18 protein-coding genes and 1 pseudogene are annotated in these 21,132 nt (G+C 65.2%); 11 read left to right on the top strand and 8 right to left on the bottom strand.

Annotated features, from left to right (window positions below):
* The 5 genes from B2V21_RS02150 to B2V21_RS02130 all read left to right on the top strand — a co-directional run.
* Positions 1–455 (top strand): amino acid ABC transporter permease (locus tag B2V21_RS02150; protein WP_286915907.1); only part of this gene is annotated, 455 nt, incomplete at its 5' end.
* A 10-nt stretch (positions 456–465) separates the two neighbouring features.
* A complete protein-coding gene (locus B2V21_RS02145; RefSeq protein WP_049861820.1) occupies positions 466–1,230 on the top strand; it encodes an amino acid ABC transporter ATP-binding protein in 765 nt (254 codons plus the stop codon).
* Between the two features lie 445 nt (positions 1,231–1,675).
* Entirely contained in the window at positions 1,676–2,899 is a 1,224-nt protein-coding gene (locus B2V21_RS02140) for a CynX/NimT family MFS transporter (protein ID WP_282349191.1), read from the top strand.
* Between the two features lie 30 nt (positions 2,900–2,929).
* Entirely contained in the window at positions 2,930–3,205 is a 276-nt protein-coding gene (locus tag B2V21_RS02135; protein WP_286915910.1) for a GIY-YIG nuclease family protein, read from the top strand.
* Positions 3,206–3,483: 278 nt separating this feature from the next.
* The gene (locus B2V21_RS02130) at positions 3,484–4,419 is read left to right on the top strand and encodes a glutathione S-transferase family protein (protein WP_286915906.1); all 936 of its coding nucleotides are present in this window, start codon (positions 3,484–3,486) and stop codon (positions 4,417–4,419) included.
* A gap of 133 nt (positions 4,420–4,552) precedes the next feature.
* Here B2V21_RS02130 and yejK read toward each other — a convergent pair whose 3' ends face one another.
* Positions 4,553–5,560: a nucleoid-associated protein YejK gene (gene yejK / locus B2V21_RS02125; protein ID WP_049861824.1), complete on the bottom strand. Its 1,008-nt coding sequence runs from the start codon at positions 5,558–5,560 to the stop codon at positions 4,553–4,555.
* Positions 5,561–5,968: 408 nt separating this feature from the next.
* On the opposite strand from yejK, the gene B2V21_RS02120 reads away from it, so the two are divergent.
* The gene (locus B2V21_RS02120) at positions 5,969–6,250 is read left to right on the top strand and encodes an HU family DNA-binding protein (RefSeq protein ID WP_043186365.1); all 282 of its coding nucleotides are present in this window, start codon (positions 5,969–5,971) and stop codon (positions 6,248–6,250) included.
* Positions 6,251–6,435: 185 nt separating this feature from the next.
* Here B2V21_RS02120 and rlmF read toward each other — a convergent pair whose 3' ends face one another.
* The 5 genes from rlmF to B2V21_RS02095 form a co-directional block, all read right to left on the bottom strand.
* Complete coding sequence (gene rlmF, locus B2V21_RS02115) at positions 6,436–7,374, bottom strand: 23S rRNA (adenine(1618)-N(6))-methyltransferase RlmF (protein ID WP_286915905.1); 939 nt, start codon at positions 7,372–7,374, stop codon at positions 6,436–6,438.
* 104 nt (positions 7,375–7,478) lie between these two features.
* Positions 7,479–10,271: a valine--tRNA ligase gene (locus tag B2V21_RS02110; RefSeq protein WP_286915904.1), complete on the bottom strand. Its 2,793-nt coding sequence runs from the start codon at positions 10,269–10,271 to the stop codon at positions 7,479–7,481.
* Positions 10,272–10,314: 43 nt separating this feature from the next.
* Positions 10,315–10,503, bottom strand: coding sequence for a YqaE/Pmp3 family membrane protein (locus B2V21_RS02105; protein WP_088432079.1), 189 nt, complete (start codon positions 10,501–10,503; stop codon positions 10,315–10,317).
* Between the two features lie 45 nt (positions 10,504–10,548).
* Positions 10,549–10,974, bottom strand: a complete 426-nt coding sequence (locus B2V21_RS02100; RefSeq protein WP_019182556.1) for a DNA polymerase III subunit chi — start codon at positions 10,972–10,974, stop codon at positions 10,549–10,551.
* A gap of 85 nt (positions 10,975–11,059) precedes the next feature.
* Positions 11,060–12,532, bottom strand: coding sequence for a leucyl aminopeptidase (locus B2V21_RS02095; protein ID WP_414708336.1), 1,473 nt, complete (start codon positions 12,530–12,532; stop codon positions 11,060–11,062).
* Positions 12,533–12,642: 110 nt separating this feature from the next.
* On the opposite strand from B2V21_RS02095, the gene lptF reads away from it, so the two are divergent.
* Together lptF and lptG are read left to right on the top strand one after the other, a co-directional pair.
* Complete coding sequence (gene lptF / locus B2V21_RS02090; protein ID WP_286915902.1) at positions 12,643–13,722, top strand: LPS export ABC transporter permease LptF; 1,080 nt, start codon at positions 12,643–12,645, stop codon at positions 13,720–13,722.
* Positions 13,719–14,828, top strand: a complete 1,110-nt coding sequence (gene lptG / locus B2V21_RS02085; protein ID WP_286915901.1) for an LPS export ABC transporter permease LptG — start codon at positions 13,719–13,721, stop codon at positions 14,826–14,828. Before lptF ends, lptG begins: the two co-directional genes overlap by 4 nt.
* 773 nt (positions 14,829–15,601) lie before the next feature.
* Here the strand turns inward: lptG and B2V21_RS02080 are convergent.
* Entirely contained in the window at positions 15,602–16,090 is a 489-nt protein-coding gene (locus B2V21_RS02080) for an RDD family protein (RefSeq protein ID WP_088433912.1), read from the bottom strand.
* Between the two features lie 107 nt (positions 16,091–16,197).
* On the opposite strand from B2V21_RS02080, the gene xerD reads away from it, so the two are divergent.
* A complete protein-coding gene (gene xerD, locus B2V21_RS02075) occupies positions 16,198–17,127 on the top strand; it encodes a site-specific tyrosine recombinase XerD (protein ID WP_414708335.1) in 930 nt (309 codons plus the stop codon).
* Between the two features lie 106 nt (positions 17,128–17,233).
* Positions 17,234–18,025 carry a thioredoxin fold domain-containing protein gene (locus tag B2V21_RS02070; protein WP_286915900.1) on the top strand — a complete coding sequence of 264 codons (792 nt, stop codon included), beginning with the start codon at positions 17,234–17,236 and terminating at the stop codon, positions 18,023–18,025.
* A gap of 89 nt (positions 18,026–18,114) precedes the next feature.
* On the opposite strand, the gene B2V21_RS02065 is transcribed toward B2V21_RS02070, so the two are convergent.
* Complete coding sequence (locus B2V21_RS02065; RefSeq protein ID WP_286915899.1) at positions 18,115–20,223, bottom strand: glycosyl hydrolase family 18 protein; 2,109 nt, start codon at positions 20,221–20,223, stop codon at positions 18,115–18,117.
* A gap of 290 nt (positions 20,224–20,513) precedes the next feature.
* Between B2V21_RS02065 and B2V21_RS02060 the strand changes: the two are divergent.
* Positions 20,514–21,132, top strand: a pseudogene (locus B2V21_RS02060) (phosphoribosylformylglycinamidine synthase); the annotation flags it as partial.

Here is a 21,132-nt window from a genome sequence, read left to right as displayed (position 1 = left end):
TGATGCTGCCGCTGTTCCTGCCTGAGGGCATGAACTTCGACAAGCTGCTACGTGCGCTGATCGGCGTGATCCTGTTCCAATCGGCCTATGTCGCCGAGGTGGTGCGCGGTGGTATGCAGGCCATTCCCAAGGGGCAGTACGAGGCGGCTTCGGCCATGGCGCTGGGCTACTGGCGCAGCATGGGTCTGGTGATCCTGCCGCAGGCCCTGAAGATGGTCATTCCGGGCATCGTCAACACCTTCATTGCATTGTTCAAGGACACCAGCCTGGTGATCATCATCGGCCTGTTCGACCTGCTCAACAGCGTCAAGCAGGCGGCAGCCGACCCCGCATGGCTGGGCATGGCGACCGAGGGCTACGTGTTCGCGGCCCTGGTGTTCTGGATCTTCTGTTTCGGTATGTCCCGCTACTCCATGCACCTGGAGCGCAAGCTGGACACTGGCCACAAGCGTTAGGAGCTTAATCATGAGTGAAGCGATCAAGAAACCGGCCGGCGCTCCGGGCATCATCCAGATGCAAGGCGTGAACAAGTGGTACGGCCAGTTCCACGTGCTCAAGGACATCAACCTGAACGTGACCCAGGGCGAGCGTATCGTGTTGTGCGGGCCTTCGGGTTCGGGCAAGTCGACCACCATTCGTTGCCTGAATCGTCTGGAAGAGCATCAGAAGGGCACCATCATCGTCGACGGCGTGGAGCTGACCAACGATCTCAAGCAGATCGAAACGGTACGTCGCGAAGTGGGCATGGTGTTTCAGCACTTCAACCTGTTCCCGCACCTGACCATCCTGCAGAATTGCACGCTGGCGCCGATGTGGGTGCGCAAGATGCCCAAGCGCCAGGCCGAGGAAATCGCCATGCATTACCTGGAGCGCGTACGCATTCCGGAGCAGGCGCACAAGTTTCCGGGTCAGTTGTCCGGTGGTCAGCAACAGCGTGTGGCCATTGCGCGGGCGCTGTGCATGAAGCCCAAGATCATGCTGTTCGACGAACCGACTTCGGCGCTCGACCCGGAAATGGTCAAGGAAGTGCTCGACACCATGATCGGCCTGGCCGAGGATGGCATGACCATGCTCTGCGTGACGCACGAAATGGGCTTCGCCCGCACCGTGGCGAACCGGGTGATCTTCATGGACAAGGGGGAGATCGTCGAGCAGGCCGCGCCGAACGACTTCTTCGACAACCCGCAGAGTGACCGGACGCGGATGTTCTTGAGTCAGATCCTGCACTGATCACTGTTTGCAGCAAACCAAAAACCCGGGCCTGTGCCCGGGTTTTTTCGTCTCAGGTCTGCTGCACCGCGGCGCCTGCTTCGCGGGCAGAGCCCGCTCCCACAGGGGATCCGCGCATGTTGTGAGGTCCTGTTGTGGAGCCCTGTTGTGGGAGCGGGCTCTGCCCGCGAAGGGCGCGCCGCGGGGTGAAGGGCACACTGCCAGCCAGGTATTTGCCATTGCTGACATACCCCCTCCCACAGGGGAGCCGCGCCTTTCATGGGGCTCAGTTGTGGGAGCGGGCTCTGCCCGCGAAGGGCGCGCCGCGGTCTGAAGGACACACTGCTAGCCAGGCATTTGCCATTGCTGGCAATAGGCTCTACGCTTCTTCGTTCAAAGCCGTATCCAAGAGACCACCAGGCATTCTCGTCCTGGCAATGGTCCGCACTTTCGTTTCTGGACTTTTATGCCTACTGCCAACTGTACCCCTTCGAGTCGCGATATCGTCACGCCGCTGCATAAACCCTGGTTGCTGATCCTTGGTCTGGTGCTGGTGGCGCTCAACCTGCGTCCGGCCCTGTCGAGCATGGCGCCGTTGCTCGCGCAGGTCTCGGCCAGCCTCGGCCTGAGCGGCTCGACGGCCGGTCTGCTGACCACGCTCCCGGTTCTGTGCCTGGGCCTTTTCGCGCCGCTGGCGCCTTTGCTGGCTCGCCGCTTCGACAGCGAGCGCGTGGTCCTTGGCGTGTTGCTCGTGCTGGCGGCCGGTATCGCTTTGCGCAGTCAGTTGGGCATCTGGGGCTTGTTCATCGGCAGCCTGGTGGCCGGTGGCAGTATCGGGATCATCGGTGTGCTGCTGCCTGGCATCGTCAAGCGCGACTTCGCCCGACAGGCTGGCACGATGACCGGCGTCTACACCATGGCGTTATGCCTGGGAGCGGCATTGGCGGCCGGTTCCAGCGTTCCGCTGAGCCAGTATTTCGATGACAGCTGGCGCATCGGCCTGGCGTTCTGGATGGTGCCGGCGTTGCTGGCTGCGGTGTTCTGGTGGCCGCAGACGCGACAGAAGCATGGTGTGCAGCGCGCTCGCTATCGTGTCAGTGGGCTGTTTCGTGATCCGTTGGCGTGGCAGGTCACGCTGTTCATGGGGCTGCAGTCCTCGCTGGCGTATATCGTCTTCGGCTGGTTGCCGTCGATCCTGATCGGGCGCGGGTTGTCGGCTGCGGAAGCGGGTCTGGTCATGTCATTCTCGATCATCGTGCAGTTGCCCAGCGCGTTGACCGTGCCATGGCTGGCCACCCGCGGCCGTGATCAGCGCCTGCCGATTCTCGCGGTAATGGCGCTGAGCCTGGCTGGGTTGTTCGGCCTTCTTTACGCACCTCTGGGTGGGATGTGGGGCTGGGCGATCGTGCTGGGGTTGGGCCAGGGCGGGGTGTTCGCGCTGGCACTGACTTTGATCGTGCTGCGCTCGCGTGATGCCCATGTGGCGGCCAATCTGTCGAGCATGGCCCAGGGCGTGGGCTACACCATCGCGTCGATGGGGCCCTTTGCGGTCGGTCTGGTGCACGACATGACGGGTGGGTGGGGCGCAGTGGGTTGGGTGTTCGCCGTCATCGGCGTCGCGGCCACGGCCGCCGGCATGGGTGCAGGGCGTACGCTGCATGTAGGTGCGGTGGCGACTAAGGTGGAGTGATTTTGCTTGCTCACAGACGCTGCTGAATCGATGACCGCTATCGCGCCATCCAAGCCTTGGTACGTCTACCTGGTGCGCGCGGCGAATGGCTCGCTTTACTGCGGCATCAGTGACGATCCGCAGCGCCGTTTCGCCAAGCACCAGAGTGGGAAGGGCGCGCGGTTCTTCCTGTCCAGCCCGGCAGTGGCGTTGGTGTACGTGGAAGCATGGCCAAGCAAAAGCGAAGCCTTGCGCCACGAACGGCTGATCAAGCGCCTGCGCAAGCCCGCCAAGGAACACCTCGTAGCCACATTCACCCCCCTGTAGCAGCGGCGCAAGCCGCGTCCGGCTTCACCGCGTTCATTCAGGCACAGCGCATACACCGCCGACGCGGCTTGCGCCGCTGCTACAGAGATCGCGAGCCGTGTTCGGGGTTGTGCGTTTGTTCACGCACACCGCGTGCACCGCCGACGCGGCTTGCGCCGCTGCTACAGGGATCGCGAGCCGCGTTCGGGCGTGCGTTCATTCAGGTACACCTACAGGGGTATGTGCTGCGGGCGAGGGCGAGTAAGCTGTGGGCTTTCCCATCCGCTGCTGGAGCCGATATGTCCGAGTTGATCCTGCATCACTATCCGACCTCGCCGTTCGCCGAGAAGGCCCGCCTGATGCTCGGCTTCAAAGGGCTCGCGTGGCGCTCGGTACTGATTTCGCCGATCATGCCCAAGCCTGATCTGACGGCGCTGACCGGTGGCTATCGCAAGACGCCAGTGCTGCAGGTCGGCGCCGATGTCTATTGCGACACAGCCCTGATCGCTCGACGGCTGGAGCAGGAGAAAGCCTTGCCGGCGCTGCTGCCCCTTGGCCAGGAACTCACCGTGGCCACTTTCGCCGCCTGGGCCGATTCGGTGCTGTTCCAGCATGCCGTCAGCCTGGTGTTCCAGCCCGAGTCCATCAGCGCCCGTCTGTCGCGTCTGCCCGAAGACGCCGCCAAGGCCTTCATTGCCGATCGCATGGCGCTGTTCCAGGGCGGCACGGCCACGCGTCTGCCGGTGGAGCAGGCCAAGCATCAATGGCCGACGTTCATGGCGCGCCTGGAACAGCAACTGCAGAACGCAGAGGGTGAGTACCTGTTTGGCGAACCTACCCTGGCTGATTTCTCCATGGCCCACCTGTTGTGGTTTCTCAAGGGCACTCCGGTCACCGCACCGCTGGTGGATGCCTACCCTGCCATCCACGCCTGGCTGGGTCGCGTACTGGGTTTTGGCCACGGCACCTATAGCGAGCTGACTGCCGACGAGGCCCTAGCGATTGCCAAAGCGGCCACTCCGGCAGACTTGCCCGATGAAACGTTCGAGGACCCCAACGGGTTCAAGGCGGGCGACCAGGTGAGCATCTCGGCCGTGGACTATGGTGTCGACCCCGTGCAGGGCGAGCTGTTGTTTGCTGGGGCCGAGGAATTGATCATCCGGCGTGAAGACGCGCGCGCCGGCGTGGTGCATGTGCATTTCCCGCGAGTGGGTTTTGCGATCACAACACCGTAGCGGCGACGTCAAGCCGGACACCCCACACCGCCTGCTCCCCCGCCGATTGTGGGAGCGGGCTCTGCCCGCGAAGGCCACGCTGCGGTCCGATTGACACCCCGCAGCGCCCGCTTAGCGGTCGGTAACCACTCAGTCAATCCTTGCGTCGTTTGAGCTGGTCGGTCAGTTGCGACGGCAGGCCCTTGATGATCAAGGTACCGGCTTCTTCGTCATACTCGATCTTCGAGCCCAGCAGATGCGCCTCGAAGCTGATCGACAGCCCCTCGGCCCGCCCGGTGAAGCGACGAAACTGGTTGAGGGTGCGCTTGTCGGCCGGAATCTCCGGCGACAAACCGTAATCCTTGTTGCGGATATGGTCATAGAACGCCTGCGGGCGCTCTTCATCGATCAGACCCGACAGCTCTTTCAACGTGACCGGCTCGCCCATCTTGGTCTGGCTGGTGGCGTACTCCACAAGCGTCTGGGTTTTCTCCCGCGCCGACTCTTCTGGCAGGTCCTCGCTCTCGACGAAGTCGCTGAACGCCTTGAGCAGTGTCCGCGTTTCTCCCGGACCATCCACGCCTTCCTGGCAGCCGATGAAATCGCGGAAGTACTCCGAGACCTTCTTGCCGTTCTTGCCCTTGATGAACGAGATGTACTGCTTGGACTGCTTGTTGTTCTGCCACTCCGACAGGTTGATGCGCGCCGCCAGGTGCAGTTGCCCCAGGTCCAGGTGCCGCGACGGGGTCACGTCGAGCTCTGAGGTCACGGCCACGCCTTCACTGTGATGCAGCAAGGCAATGGCCAGGTAATCGGTCATGCCTTGCTGGTAATGCGCGAACAGCACGTGCCCACCGGTGGACAGGTTGGATTCTTCCATCAGCTTCTGCAGGTGCTCGACGGCCGTGCGGCTGAACTGGGTGAAGTCGCGGCCCTCGTCCAGATAGTCCTTGAGCCAGCCGCTGAATGGGTGCGCACCGGACTCGGCATGGAAGAAGCCCCAGGCCTTGCCCTGCTTGGCGTTGTAACTTTCGTTGAGGTCGGCAAGCAGATGTTCGATGGCGCTGGACTCGGCCAGCTCGCTGTCGCGCGCATGAAGCACGGCGGGCGTGCCGTCGGGTTTCTTGTCGATCAAATGGACGATGCAGTGACGGATCGGCATGGGCTTCTCGGCTTGTCTGACTGATGGGCACGGCGGCTGGAGCGGGCCGTGCCACAAAGGGGCGAAGTGTAACGTAGATAGGGGTTTTACGGATTGCCGGTGGCCTGCGCGTGCGCTGAAACGACGAAATCGTCTACTTTTTGGCCAAACCCATGATAAAGCTGAATAAAAGGGCCGCTAGTGGCGGATATTTGTTTGGCTCTGTGCTAGTTTTGCCCGGTCTTGCGGCCCACGAGGCCGTGAAGCCCCGCAGAGAGCGGCTTTCGAGTCGAACCAAACGTCATTCTGGGTATCTACAATGGCGATTGGCATGACCGAAACGCGAGCCCCGGCGGACGTCGCACGCCCGGCTCCGACTTACGCTGCACTTTGCAATCCAATTGAATTTGATAGGGAAGGTACACCACCATGGCATTAACCAAAGACCAACTGATCGCCGATATCGCTGAAGCTATCGACGCGCCGAAAACCACCGCGCGCAACGCTATCGAGCAGCTGGGCCAGATCGTTGCCGATCAATTGGAAAATGGCAGCGAGATCACTCTGCCTGGTATCGGCAAGCTGAAAATCACCGAGCGTCCTGCCCGCACTGGCCGTAACCCTTCGACTGGCGCTGCCATCGAAATCGCTGCCAAGAAAGTCGTCAAGTTCGTCCCAGCCAAAGTGCTGACCGATTCCGTTAACAAGTAATTGTAACGGCTCGACGAACCGTGCCGCGGGTCAACCCGGGCGCGGTTTTTTTGTGCCTGTAAATCCATAGGCGCGGTCTGTGAGCATCTGTGGGAGCGGGCTCTGCCCGCGAAGCTCGCAACGCGTGGTGGCTGCTTCGCGGGCAGAGCCCGCTCCCACAGGGGCCGCAGTGCGCCGTGAATCAGTCAGCTGAACCAGTTTTTGCCGGCTGGCTCGGGCTGGAAGGTCCAGGCGACGAAGCGGCTTTGCTTCTGGCCTTGGCCCATTTCCACCACTCGGACCTGCACGGCATTGACCCTGCCAAAGGCTGCCTGAATGGCCGGCAGGTTGGAGGCCTTGGACACCAGCGTCGAGAACCACAGCACCTGCTGTCCCACGGCCACGCTTTCGTTGATCAACTGTGTCACGAAGCGAATCTCGCCGCCTTCACACCACAACTCGTTGTTCTGACCGCCAAAGTTGAGCACGGGCAACTTGCGCTTGGGATCGGCCTTGCCCAGCGCGCGCCATTTGCGCTGGCTGCCGCGGGTCGCTTCCTGCAACGACGCGTGGAAAGGTGGATTGCACAGGGTCACGGCGAACCGTTCTTCGCGGCCCAGCAGTCCCTGGAGAATCTGTCGGGGCTGCGTCTGCTGGCGCAGGGAAATGGCTTTGCCCAGTTTGTTGGCCTGCACGATGGTGTTGGCCGAGGCCAGTGCCACCGGGTCGATGTCGGAGCCCACGAATTGCCAGCGATAGTCACTGTGGCCCAGCAGGGGATAGATGCAGTTGGCACCTACACCCACGTCGAGCGCCCTGACGCCGGCGCCCCGCGGAATCTCGCCGCCGTTGCTTTCGGCCAGCAGGTCGGCCAGGCAGTGCAAATAGTCGGCCCGTCCGGGTATGGGCGGACACAGGTAGCCATCCGGGATGTCCCAGTGCTCAATGCCATAGAGGGTCCTGAGCAACGCCCGGTTGAACACCTTCACCGCCGCAGGATCGGCGAAGTCGATGCTTTGCTTGCCATACGGGTTGAGGATGACGAACCGGGCAAGGTCCGGATGGCTCTTGATCAATTGCGGGAAATCGTAGCGACCCTGGTGGCGATTGCGCGGGTGCAGGGTAGGTTTTGGCGGGGTGGACATGGAGAGGTTACCGGTAGGGGCGGGGGCCTCTTCGCGGGCAGAGCTCACTCCCACACAACGCTCTGTGGGAGCGGGCTTTGCCCGCGAAGAGGCCAGCAGACGGATTACAGGCTGGCGATCCGCGCGTGCTGTTCAGCCAGCTTGGTCAATGCCTGTTCGGCTTCGGCCAGTTTGGCGCGCTCTTTGTCGATGACGGCGGGGGGTGCCTTGTCGACGAAGGCTGCATTGGACAGCTTGCCGCCCACGCGAGCGACTTCACCGTTCAGGCGCTGGATCTCCTTGTCCAGGCGAGCCAGTTCGGCGTCCTTGTCGATCAGCCCGGCCATGGGCACCAGCACTTCCATTTCACCGACCAGCGCAGTAGCGCTCAGAGGCGCTTCCTGGCCATCGTCCAGCACGGTGATGGACTCCAGCTTGGCGAGCTTCTTGAGCAAGGCATCGTTTTCCTGCAGACGACGCTGGTCCTGGCTGCCGGTGTTCTTGAGGAACAACGCCAGCGGCTTGCCCGGACCGATGTTCATCTCGCCGCGAATGTTGCGCACGCCGAGCATCAGGCCCTTGAGCCACTCGATATCGTCTTCGGCGGCGGTGTCGATGCGGCTTTCATTGGCCACCGGCCAAGGCTGCAGCATGATCGTCTTGCCCTGCACACCGGCGAGCGGCGCCAGGCGCTGCCAGATTTCTTCGGTGATGAACGGCATGAACGGATGCGCCAGGCGCAACGCCACTTCCAGCACGCGCACCAGGGTACGACGGGTACCGCGCTGGCGCTCCACCGGAGCGTTCTCGTCCCACAGCACCGGCTTGGACAGCTCCAGGTACCAGTCGCAATACTGGTTCCAGATGAACTCATAGAGTGCCTGGGCAGCCAGGTCGAAACGGAACTGATCCAGATGACGCGTGACTTCGGCTTCGGTGCGCTGCAGCTGCGAGATGATCCAGCGATCAGCCAGCGAGAGCTCGTAGGCCTCACCGTTCTGGCCGCAGTCCTCGCCCTTGTCGAGCACATAGCGCGCGGCGTTCCAGATCTTGTTACAGAAGTTGCGATAGCCCTCGACACGGCCCATGTCGAACTTGATGTCGCGGCCGGTGGACGCCAGCGAGCAGAAGGTGAAGCGCAGGGCGTCGGTACCGTAGCTGGCGATGCCGCCTTCGAACTCGTCGCGGGTCTGCTTCTCGATCTTCTTCGCAAGCTTGGGCTGCATCATGCCGCTGGTGCGCTTTTCAACCAGGGCTTCGAGCTCGATACCGTCGATGATGTCCAGCGGGTCGAGCACGTTGCCCTTGGACTTGGACATCTTCTGGCCCTGGCCATCACGCACCAGGCCATGCACGTAGACCGTCTTGAACGGTACCTGCGGCGTACCGTTCTCGTCCTTGACCAAGTGCATGGTCAACATGATCATCCGGGCGACCCAGAAGAAGATGATGTCGAAGCCGGTGACCAGCACGTCGGTGCTGTGGAATTTCTTCAGGAACTCGGTCTGTTCCGGCCAGCCCAGGGTGGAGAAGGTCCACAGGCCGGAGCTGAACCAGGTGTCCAGCACGTCGTTGTCCTGGTTGAGCACCACATCGGCGCCCAGGCCGTGCTTGCTGCGCACTTCTTCTTCGCTGCGGCCGACGTAGACCTTGCCGGACTCGTCGTACCAAGCGGGAATGCGATGGCCCCACCAGAGCTGGCGGCTGATGCACCAGTCCTGGATATTCTCCATCCAGTGGCGGTAGGTGTTGATCCAGTTGGCCGGGACGAACTGGATGCTGCCGTTCTCGACCAGCTCCAGGCCGCGCTTGGCCAGCACGTCCATCTTCACGAACCACTGGTCGGTCAGGTACGGCTCGATCACCTGCTGGGTGCGATCACCACGCGGCACCTGCAGCTTGTGTGCCTTGGTCTCGACCAGGATGCCCAGGTCTTCCAGCTCGGCCAGGATCACCTTGCGTGCTTCGTAACGGTCCAGCCCGCGGTACTTCTCCGGGGCGTTGTCGTTGATCGCCGCCTCCGGGGTGAACAGGTTGATCATCGGCAGGCTGTGGCGCAGGCCGACCTGGTAATCGTTGAAATCGTGTGCCGGGGTGACCTTGACCACGCCGGTACCGAACTCGCGGTCGACGTAATCATCGGCGATCACCGGAATCTCGCGATCGGTCAGCGGCAGTTTCACCATTTTGCCGATCAGGTGCGCGTAGCGCTCATCGTCCGGGTGCACCATCACCGCGGTGTCGCCCAGCATGGTTTCCGGGCGCGTGGTGGCCACGGTCAGGGTGCCGCTGCCATCGGCCAGCGGGTAGCTGATCGACCACAGGAAGCCGTCTTCCTCCACGCTCTCCACTTCCAGATCGGAGATGGCGGTCTTGAGCACCGGATCCCAGTTGACCAGGCGCTGGCCACGGTAGATCAGGCCCTGCTCGTGCCAGCGCACGAAGGCCTCGATCACCGCTTCGGACGGCTGCGGGTCCATGGTGAAGGTGCTGCGCGACCAGTCGCTGGAGGTGCCCAGGCGGCGCATCTGGCGCTCGATGGTGTCACCGGACTGCGCCTTCCACTCCCACACCTTTTCGATGAAGCCGTCGCGGCCCAGCGAATCGCGGGTCTCGCCCTGGCCGGCCAGCGCCAGGTTGCGCGACACCACCATCTCGGTGGCGATGCCGGCGTGGTCGGTGCCCACCTGCCACAACGTGTCGTAGCCGCGCATGCGGTGGTAGCGCACCAGCGCATCCATCAGGGTCTGCTGGAAGGCATGGCCCATGTGCAGCGTGCCGGTCACGTTCGGCGGCGGCAGCAGGATGGTGTACGGCTCGCCCTTGCCGGACGGCTTGAAATGGCCGGCCTTCTCCCACGCGTCGTACAACGCGGTTTCAAAGGTTTTGGGGTCGTAGCTGGAGGCGAGTTGGGTCATGCGGGAACCAGGATCGAATACGGAAGGTGGGGGTGCCGGAAGCTCAGCGCCCTAAGGCGCGACGGATCTTCTGGTCGGTATGGAACTGTGAGACCGCGTAGGCGGCCCAGATCGCGGCGGGCAGCCAGCCGATCAGCGTGATCTGCAGGATCAGGCAGAGGATGCCTGCGATCGGGCGGCCGATGGTGAAGAAGGCGAACCAGGGAAAGATCAGGGCGATCAGCAGGCGCATCAAGGGTCTCCGGGGGCGGCGGCGACCGGACGGACGCCGCGCGGGTTACATGTCGTACTTGTTCAGGTCAAAGCCCAGCGCCTTGTACTGGCGCCAGCGCTCGCGCAGTGGTTCGCGCGCTTCCGGATCGGCCGGCACCACTTCCAGCACGCGGTCGCAGGCGGCCAGGTAGGGGTCGTCACGCAGGTTGATCACCAGCGGCCGGGCGGGGGCCTCGGTACCGGGGACGGCGATCAGCACCAGCGCCTCTTCCTCGTCCATGTCTTCGCCGGCGATCTGGTGCGGGATGTAGGCATCGTTGTCGAACGCCCACAGCAGTTCGTCCAGCTCTTCGGCCTGGGCCTGGTCGCGCGCCAGCACCAGGGTGAACAGCCCGGCGTCGTTGGCCTTGCGGGCCAGTTCACAGACCAGCCGCAACGGCTCGGTCAGGAAGCGGGGCTTGGCGATCAGGTAGAAATCAGCACGGGACATGGCAGGGCCTGGAGCGGAGGGAGAACCCGGCGCCAGGCCGGGCGGGATCGCGGCCACCGATGGGCGGCCGCGATCGGGCAGGGCATCAGGCGCGGGCGACCTGGTCCAGCAGCCACTGGCTCAGCAGGCCGACCGGGCGACCGGTGGCCATGCCACGCTTGCCTTCATCGCTGGCCACGCCGGCGATGTCCAGGTGGGCCCAGCGCTGGCCTTCGGCGAAGCGCGACAGGAAGCAGCCGGCGGTGATCGCGCCAGCCCAGCGGCCGCCGATGTTGTAGATGTCGGCGAAGCTGGAATCCAGCATCGGCTGGTACTCGTCCCACAGCGGCAGGCGCCAGGCGCGGTCGAACACGTGCTCGCCGGCGGCCAGCAGTTCGTTGGCCAGGTCGTCGTGCTTGGTCATCAGGCCGGCGGTCTGGTGGCCCAGGGCAACCAGGCAGGCGCCGGTCAGGGTGGCCACGTCGATCAGCGCGGCCGGCTCGAAGCGTTGCGCGTAGGTCAGGGCGTCGCACAGGATCAGGCGGCCTTCGGCGTCGGTGTTGCCCACTTCGATGGTCTTGCCCGACATCGAGGTGATCACGTCCGAGGGGCGGTAGGCATTGCCGTCGATGGCGTTCTCCACCGCCGGCACCACCACCACCAGGTTCAGCGGCAGCTTGGCCGTGACGGCCGCGACGAAGGTGCCGATGACGTTGGCGCCACCGCACATGTCGTACTTCATTTCCTCGATGCCGCCCTGGGTCTTCAGGTTGACGCCACCGGTATCGAAGGTGATGCCCTTGCCGACCAGCACGTAGGGCTTGGCGTCGCCACCGTTGTTCCACTTCAGCACGACCAGGTGCGGGCGGTTGGCCGAACCACGGGCCACGGCCAGCAGCGAGCCCATGCCCAGCGCTTCCATCTGGTGCTCGTCCAGGATCTCCGCTTCGGCGCCTTCATGGGCCTGGGCGAACGCGACCGAGGATTCGGCCAGGTAGGCCGGGGTGCAGACATTCGGCGGCAGGTTGCCCAGCTCGCGGGCGTACTGCACGCCGGCGGCGATGGCCTGGCCCTGGGCCAGGGCTGCGGTGTCCGTGCCGGCGATGGCCAGCGTGGTCAGGCCGGGCTCGTCGGCCTTCTTCTTGCCCAGCGTGGCGCTGTAGCGGTAGGCGGCGTGGTCGGCGGTGATGATGGCCTGGCGGATGTTCCAGGCGGCATCGCGGCCCTTGACCTCGATCTCGGTCAGGGTCAGCAGCGCGTGGTGGTTGACCCCGCTCTTCAGGGCGCGGCTGGCATCGCCGACCGCCTTGAGGTACTGCGGCACGCCGAATTTGGCCGGCTCACCCAGCCCGACCACCAGCACGCGTGCGGCGCTGACGCCGGGCAGATCGTGCAGCACGGTGGTGTTGCCGGTCTTGCCGCCCACGTCGCCGCGGGCGACCAGGGCCGACAGGCGGCCACCGGACGCGGTGTCCAGGGCCTGTGCCGCCGGGCTCAGGGTCTGGTCGGCGTAGGCGCCGACGATGACGCAATCGCACTCGGCCGAGGCCGGCGCTGCGTGGTTCAGGGTGAATTCCAGGGCCATTGATCAGATTCCGTTGGCAAATCCGTACAATCGCGAGCTGTTTACGTCCCGTCAGTAGACTGGGCAGCACCGCGAACGAATCCGAGAGTTTAAACCACCGCCCCATGTCGAAGCTCGATCGCTATCTCCTGCGTGATTTCGTCCAGAGTTTCCTGGCCACCCTGATCGTGTTGCTGGTGGTGAGCGTCGGCGGTGTCCTGGTGGACATCCTCGGCAACATCGCCGACGGCCGCCTGCCTGCCCGCCTGCTGTTCTCCCAGCTGGGCCTGCAGTTCATCGTCTATATGCCGCTGATCCTGCCGCTGGCGCTGATGCTGGGCCTGCTGCTGGCCACGGCCCGGCTCTACCGGGATTCGGAAATGGCGGTCATCACCGCCATCGGCGTCGGTCCCAAGCGCCTGCTGCGCCCGCTGCTGATGCTGGTGTTGCCGGTAGTCGGGCTGATCGCCTTGTGCTCGCTGTGGCTGGGCCCCTGGGCCGACCGCACCGGCGAGACGATGATCGACGAGGCCAACCGCAGCGTGGTGATGGCCGGCCTGGAAGCGGGCAAGTTCACCTCCCTGCCCAATGGCGGCGTGGTCTACCTGTCCTCGGTCTCCCCCGACGGCACCCAGCTGGGCAAGGTCTTCCTGCAGCGCCAGAAGGAGGACCGCCTTGAGGTGATCTCCGCCGATCACGGCCGGATGTACTTCGAGGGTGCCAAGCAGCGCTACCTGGAACTGGACGACGGCCACCAGGTCGAAGGCCCGGCCAATGGCGCGCTGGACTACAAGCTGATGACCTTCGCCCGCAACGACGTGGCCATGCCCGACGGTGCCGAGACCCGCAAGGACGACGATCCCGAACTGCTGCGCACCACCCAGCTGTTCGGCGATGAACGCCCTGAAGCCCAGGCTCAGCTGCACTCGCGCATCGCCCCGCCGCTGATCGCGCTGGCTTTCGCCCTGATGACCCTGCCGTTGGCCCGCAGCTCGCCGCGCCAGCAGCGCTACGGCCGGATGATGCTGGCCTTCCTGGCCTACATGGTGGGCATGAACCTGATGTTCATCGGCACCCGCTGGATCGCCGATGGCAAGATCCCCGCCGTGGCGGGCCTGTGGTGGCTGACCTTGCCGTTGCTGGCCCTCGCCCTGTGGATGTACTTCCGCGACGGCAAACTGTCGCGTCCCCGGAGGACCGCATGAACGTGTTGCGCCCCATGCGGTTTGATCTGTACCTGGGCCGTGCCGTGTTCGGCACCGTCCTGCTGACCTGGGCAGTGCTGGTCGGCCTGGACGTGGTGATGGCCTTCTCCGGTGAGTTCAAGGACGTGGGCAAGGGCAGCTACACCCTTGGTCACGCCGCCGCCTGGGTGCTGTACACCGTGCCGCGCCGTGCCTATACCTTCTTCCCGACCGCGGCCGTGATCGGCGCGCTGATGGGCCTGGGCCAGCTGGCCGCCACCTCCGAGCTCACCGCCCTGCGCGCGCTGGGCCTGTCGCGCAAGCGGCTGAGTGTCTCGGTGGCGATCGCGCTGTCGCTGATGACCGCGGTGATGGTGTTCAGCGGCGAAACGCTGGGCCCGTGGGGCCAGAGCAAGGCCGACGACATCAAGATCAGCGCCAAGTGGGGCAGCAGCCTGAGCGCGGCCCGCTACTCCGGTGTATGGGCGCGCGAAGGCGATACCTTCCTCAACGCCCAGAGCGGCGACGAGCAGCTGCAGGCCGGCGGCGGTACGCGCCTGATCCTGCACGATGTGCGCCTGTACAAGATCGCCGACGACGGTCGCCTGGCATCGCTCACCTATGCCACCACCGCCGAGCATGGCGCCGACGGCTGGGTCCTGAACAAGGTCCGCCGCGACACCTTCGGTGAGCGTTCGGCAACGCGCGAGACGGCTGAGTCCGAGCCGTGGGATTCACGCCTGGATGCGGCGGCGCTGGCCAGCGGCATTTCCAAGCCACGCAATCTGACGGCGATGGATCTGCGCACCAGCATCGAGTACCGCAAGCGCAATGGGCTGGACGCGCGCGATTACGAGGATGTGTACTGGAGCCGCTGGTTCTATCCGATCAATGTGCTGGCGCTGTGCCTGGCGGCGGTGCCGTTCGCATTTGGTTCGCTGCGCAGTGGCGGCATGGGCAAGCGCTTGTTCCTGGGCATTCTGTTCGCGCTGGGCTTCTGGTTGCTGCAGTTGTTCTTCGGCCGGATGGCGGGTGCGTTGAAGTTCGATTATCGGATTGCGTATGCGTTGCCACCGATCGTGATGATGGTGGTATCCGGGTGGTTGTTCCGACGAAAGTCGGGCTGATTTTTCCGCTCGAGCGGAAGATGTCAAACGCTGCAAGAGCCAAAGACCAAAGCCAAAGCGGCCACCATGTTCTCTCAGGCTAGGCGCGACGGGCTCACCATTCCGGGANNGGGGGGGGAGGGGGGGGGAAGTGGGGGGGGGCGCGATCTTTTAAAAAAAAAAAAAAAAAAGATAAAAAAAAGAAGAAAAGAAAAAAAAAAAAAAGAGGCCGCCCCCCCCCGCCCGCCCCCCCCCCAACCCCCCCCCCGTGGGGGCTGTGTCCGCCCACCCAGGGCCCCCCAACGGTCCCGGCCTGGTAATCCCGCCGCGCCTCCGATCGTGCTGGTGGGGAGGGGAGAGCAGCCGGGCATGGCCCGGCTCTACCCGTTCTGATGGAATGCGCAGGCGCCTTTGCTCGTGTCGAATCCTGTTGGTCGAGCGGCAGAGCGGCAGAGCGGCAGAGCGGCGAATGAATTTATCGATTGAGCCAACGTTCGACTTCGCGATGAAGGTTGCGCTCCTTGAGGCATCTTGATCGCGACACTCGGTGTTCAGCGCGGTACCTCAGGCACGCAGTAATTCCGCTTCTACCAACCGCATTACGTGATCTGTCAATGCGGAGAGGCGCAGCCCATTTCAGGACCGTAGTGCGCCATGGATGGCGCACTACGAGCCTACAGGGACGTACTTGCGGCGGGTCCAGAAATGGGTTGCGCCTCTCCGCAAACACAGAGAAAACAGAGACACTGCCGTTTTGCGTTTTGCGTTTTGCGCATTGCGGTTGGCAGTTGCCTTCAACGCTTCGGCAACCGCACAACCCGTGTCCCGCTGGCCCGGTCATGCCAGGTCAGCCGCTGCCGATCCACCAGCGCCCACCAGAACCCCAGGCCGGCCGCCAATACCGACAGCGACCCTACCGCATAGCGCCGCCACAACTGCCCGCGCGTCGGCACCGTGCCGTCCAACGACACCACCCGCAACCGCCACGGCCGCATCCCCAGCGTCTGCCCACCACGACGCCAGCTCATCGTCGCGTACAGCCCCGTCACCACCCAGCAGCACGCCCACAACGCCCACTGCCATGCACTGAACGGTGCGATGTTCTCGCGCTCCGCATGGCCGCTCAACGTGTAGATCGCCACGAACACCGCACCGAGCAGCATCCACAACGCCAGCGCCGGGAAGAGGTCGTACAACAGCGACAACAACCGCCACAGCAGCAACGATGCAGGGCGATCAGCAGCAGGGGACGACAGCGCGGTATCGGTCATGTTCCGGAGCATACCCGGCCCGCCGCCCGCGTTCGATGGCCCACGCGTGTTCCGCTCCGTATGCTGTCCACATGTCCGACGCCACCACCCCCGCCCTGCGCCGCCAGCTTGTCCAGCACCTGCCCGCGCTGCGCGACGACGACAACGTCCGCATCCAGCGCTTCCTCGACACCGCCTGGGCCGAACACGGCCTGGCCCGGGCCAGCCTGGACAGCTACCGGCGCGATCTCGAAGGTCTGGCGCGCTGGCGTGATGGCGCCACGGGGGGCTTGGCCGGGCTCGACCGCGCCGCGCTCTTCGATTACCTCGCCTGGCGCTCGCGCCATGGCTGGTCGCCACGCAGCAACGCCCGCCTGCTCTCCGCCCTGCGTGCCTTCTTCGCCGATGCCGTGCGCCGCGGCGAGCGCACAGATGACCCCAGTGCGCTGCTGGACCCGCCCAAGCTGCCGCGGCTGCTGCCCAAGGCGCTGGCCGAAAGCCAGATCGACGCCCTGCTGGCCAGCCCTGACATCGAGACGCCGCTCGGGCTGCGCGACCGCGCCATGCTGGAGCTGATGTATGCCGCGGGCCTGCGCGTGAGTGAACTGGTCAACCTGCCAGCCAATGCCGTCAACCTGCGCCAGGGCGTGCTGCGCGTGACCGGCAAGGGCAGCAAGGAGCGGCTGGTACCGCTTGGGGAAGAATCCCAGCACTGGCTTGAGCGTTATCTGGGGGAGTCGCGGCCGCAGCTCACCGGCAAGCGCAACGTGCCGACGCCGCAGGATGGCGCCGTGCCGATGTTCCTGGAGCCCTCGCTGCACCCGCTCAGCCGCCAGCAGTTCTGGGGACTGGTGAAAAAATACGCGGTCCTGGCCGGGATCGATCCGGTCAGGATCAGCCCGCACGGCCTGCGCCACAGCTTTGCCACCCATCTGCTCAACCGCGGCGCCGACCTGCGCGCGCTGCAGATGCTGCTGGGCCACAGTTCGCTGTCCACCACCCAGATCTACACGCTGGTCGCCCGCGAACACCTGCAGAAACTGCACGCCAAGCACCACCCGCGCGGCTGAGGGGGCGGGCAGAACCGGGCCGCGCGTCACCGTTCCACTGCGGTCCAGCTGCGTGAGCAGGCAGCTGTGCGAGAATCCAGCCTGACCTCTTACACCGGAATGCTCGATGCTCCGTGTTGCCATTGCGGCGCTCTTCGGCGCGCTCAGCCTGACTGCCTGCGCGCAGCAACCGTCCGCCCCGGCGGCCAACTCCACTGCCGCCGCCCCGGCCCCGGCCCCGGCCGCTGCCGGTGATGCCGACCAGCGCGTGCGCACCGCGCTGCAGCAGCTGGATCCGACCTTCAAGCCCGATTTCATCGGGGCCGCGCCGTTTGCCGGTTTCCGCGAGGTGCTGGTCGGCGGCCAGGTGCTGTACGTCTCCGATGACGGCCGTTACCTGATGCAGTCCCAGCCGTACGACATCCAGAACACGGCGCCGGTGAGCAGCCAGGGCCTGCTCAGCTACCGCCGCAAGCTGCTCGATGGCGTGCCGCACAACGAGCGCATCGTGTTCGCTGCGCCGAATGCGAAGTACACCGTCAGCGTCTTCACCGACATCGAGTGCGGTTACTGCCGCAAGCTGCACCAGGACATCGCCGAGCTCAACCGCAACGGCATCACCGTGGAATACCTCGCGTTTCCGCGCATGGGCCTGGGCAGCCAGGACTACACCGACATGATCTCGGTCTGGTGCGCGGCCGATCGCAAGCAGGCCTTGACCGCGGCCAAGACCGGCAAGGCGGTCACCCCGAAGAACTGCACCAATCCGGTGGCCATGCAGTACAAGCTTGGCCAGCAGATGGGCGTCAACGGCACGCCGGCGATCTTCGCCGCCGACGGCACCCAGCTCGGTGGCTACCTGCCGCCGGCCCAGCTCAAGGCGGCGCTGGAGCGCGTCTCGGCAGGCGGTAGCCGCTGAAACAGAACGCCCCGGCCAGGCCGGGGCGTTTTTTTCACTCGGCGGGAGCGCCCTGCTCGATCAGCGGGGCCGCGTCCCGCGCCACGGCATCACTTCAAGCCGTCGCTGATCGCCTTGGTCAGGGTGCCCTGCGCATCATCGCCACTGAACTCCCAGAAGAACGCACCGCCCAGGCCCTGTGTTTTCACATAGCCCATTTTCTCGGTAACCATCGCCGGCGTGTCCAGACTCCAGAACGTGGTGCCGTTGGAGATCCACGTGGCCTTGGCGACGTTGTCGGTGTAGACCGGCCAGTTGAGGTTCTTCAGCACCTTCCAGTCTTCGATGCCGGCTTCGTAGGTGCCCGGCGCAGCCCCGCTGGCGCTCTTGTAGAGGCCGTTGTTGCCGCTGGCCACACCGGTCCAGCCGCGCCCGTAGTAGCCGATGCCCAGGTTCAACTTGCTGGCCGGCACCCCGCGGCTGAGGAAGGCCTCCATCGCATCATTGCTGTTGTAGAACTTCTGGTCACCGGTGGAGGGATCGGCCGGTGAATCGAACAGCGCCGAGTGGTGGTTGGTCTGCGGATCCCACGCGCCGTGGAAGTCGTAGGTCATCACGTTGATGAAATCCAGGTACGGGTGGTAGCTGGCCGGATCGGTCACGCGGATCTTGTCCACGCCTGCGCCCACGGCGACCGTCAGCAGCAGGCCCGGCCGCACCGCATCGAGCTGGCGGCGGAACTCGGCCAGCAGCGCGGTGAAGTTGGCGTTGTCCGCCGGCGTGCCGCAGCTCAGCCCGCAGGCCACCGGGTACTCCCAGTCGATGTCGATGCCATCGAACACGCCGAGCGCGGCACCTGCGCCGCCCGCACCGTCGGCGACCGGCAGGTTGCCCTTGATGTAGGCATCGATGCACGAGGCCACGAACGCCTGCCGGTTGGCCGGCTGCGCCGCGCTGGAGAAGCCGCGCGACCAGGTCCAGCCGCCGAGCGAGATCAGCACCTTGATGTTCGGGTGCTTGGCCTTGAGCTGCTTGAGCTGGTTCCAGTTGCCGCGCAGCGGCTGGTCCCACGTGTCGCCCGTGCCACTGACGCTGTCGCCGGCAGCGAAGGATTTGCCATAGTCGGCATACGCATCACCGCCCACGCCGGTGTTCGGGTCGGAGGCCTGGGTCACGCCCACTTCGCAGCGGTTGTTGCGTACATTGCCGAAGGCGTAGTTGATGTGGGTCAGCTTGGCTGCCGAGCCGCTGGTGTCGATGTTCTTGACCTGGTAATTGCGGCCGTAGATGCCCCATTGGGTGAAGTAGCCGATCACGCGTTTGTTGCCGCCCCCGCCGCCGCCGGCGGCCGTGGTCACGCTGATCGAGCCGCTCTGCGCCGAGGCGTTGCCGGCGTTGTCGCGCGCGCGCACGGTGTAGGTGTAGGCCGTGCTCGCGGTGAGGCCGCCATCGGTGTACTGGGTGGCACTGGGTGAGCCGACCAGGCTGCCGTTGCGGTACACGTCGTAGCCGGCCACGCCGCTGCCGCCGCTGTTGTCGGTGGCGGCGTTCCAGGTCAGGTTCACCGTGGTGGCGGTCCTGGAAGGTGAGGCCAGCCCACCCGGCACGCTGGGCGGGGTGGTGTCGTCGCTGGCCGCGGTGACGGTCACGTTGACCGTGGCCGAGGAGGTCACCGCGTTGTTGTTGTCGGTGGCCACCGCCTTGAAGGTGTGGCTGCCGGCCGAGGCGTTGCTCCACACCACGCTGTAAGGCGCGCTGGTGTCGATGCCCAGCGAGGTGCCGCCACGGAAGAACTCGACCTTGCTGATGCTGCCGTCGGTGTCGCTGGCATTGGCGCTGACGGTGATGCTGCTGCCGGCGGTGAAGCTGGCCCCGGCCGTGGGCGAGGTCAGTGCGACGCTGGGCGGCTGGTTGCTGCCGCTGCCATCGCAGGCGCCCAGGTTGGTGTAGTAGGGCGCACCGGCCGGGTGGTCGGGCGGGGCGTTCCAGATGTCCTGGTTGGCGCGGTACAGCACGCCGCCTTTCTGCAGGGTCTGGCCGGCCAGGTAGATGGCCGCGCCGTTCCATTCGGGTACCCCGGTACAGTTCGCGGCCTGCACCAGCGTGGGGGTGCCAGCGGCAGCGGCCAGGGCCAAGGCGAGCAGCCAGCGCTGTCGGCGCGGCATGAGGGCGGGGGAGGAAAACGATGTCACTGCACGGCGCGCAATCGGGTCTGGCATGGTCGGTCTCCGATCAGGTGGGCGCATGCCGCCGGGATGGCGGCATGCGTGCAGCAGGTCCGGGCGCCGGTGAGAGAGGCCGGCAACGACATGGGGGACGGACAGCACCGGGCACTGGGCCAGGTGGTGATAACGTTGTCATGTAATCCCGGCGCAATCCGTGAACCAGCGCATGGTTCGGGCGTGAACGCCCCTGGCCCCCTGCTTGGGCGGCCGATCCCCCGGGCCGGGCCGCGGCGGCCGAGTTGGGTACAATAGTGGGCCCCGTTCCCAACCACGGTTCCCCGGACATGATGGTCCTCGAGGGCGCATCCGCCCTTTCGCCGTTCCGCCGCGAACGTCTTGAATCCCGCCTGCAGTCCCTGGCCGCCGATCTGCGCATCACCGGTGCCTGGCATGTCTACTTCATCCAGACCGAGGGCGATGCGGCCCCGGACCCGGCGATCCTGAGCCGGATCCTGGAAGCCCAGCCGGACCTGGCCGGGCCTGAGGACGGGGCGGTATCGCGCTTCGTGGTGCCGCGGTTGGGCACGCTGTCGCCGTGGTCGAGCAAGGCCACCGAGCTGGTCCGCGGCGCCGGGCAGCCGATCCGCCGGGTCGAACGCGGCCTGCGCATCGATCTGGCCGGCTGGCCGGCCGACGCGGCTGCGCAGGAGGCGGTGATCCGCGCGCTGCACGACCCGATGACCCAGTCCGTGCTGGCCGAGACCGCCCAGGCGCAGGCGCTGTTCAGCGCCCCGGCCCGCGGTGAGCTGGAACGGATCGCCCTGGATGACCTGGAGGCAGCCAACAGCCGCCTCGGCCTGGCCATGGCCCAGGACGAGATCGACTACCTGCGCCAGCGCTTCGGCGAACTGGGCCGCAAGCCGTCGGACGTGGAACTGATGATGTTCGCGCAGGCCAACTCCG

This window comes from Pseudomonas sp. UBA6276, from assembly GCF_002438365.1.
GTDB lineage: Bacteria > Pseudomonadota > Gammaproteobacteria > Pseudomonadales > Pseudomonadaceae > Aquipseudomonas > Aquipseudomonas coleopterorum.
This window is presented reverse-complemented; position numbering and strand designations above follow the sequence as displayed.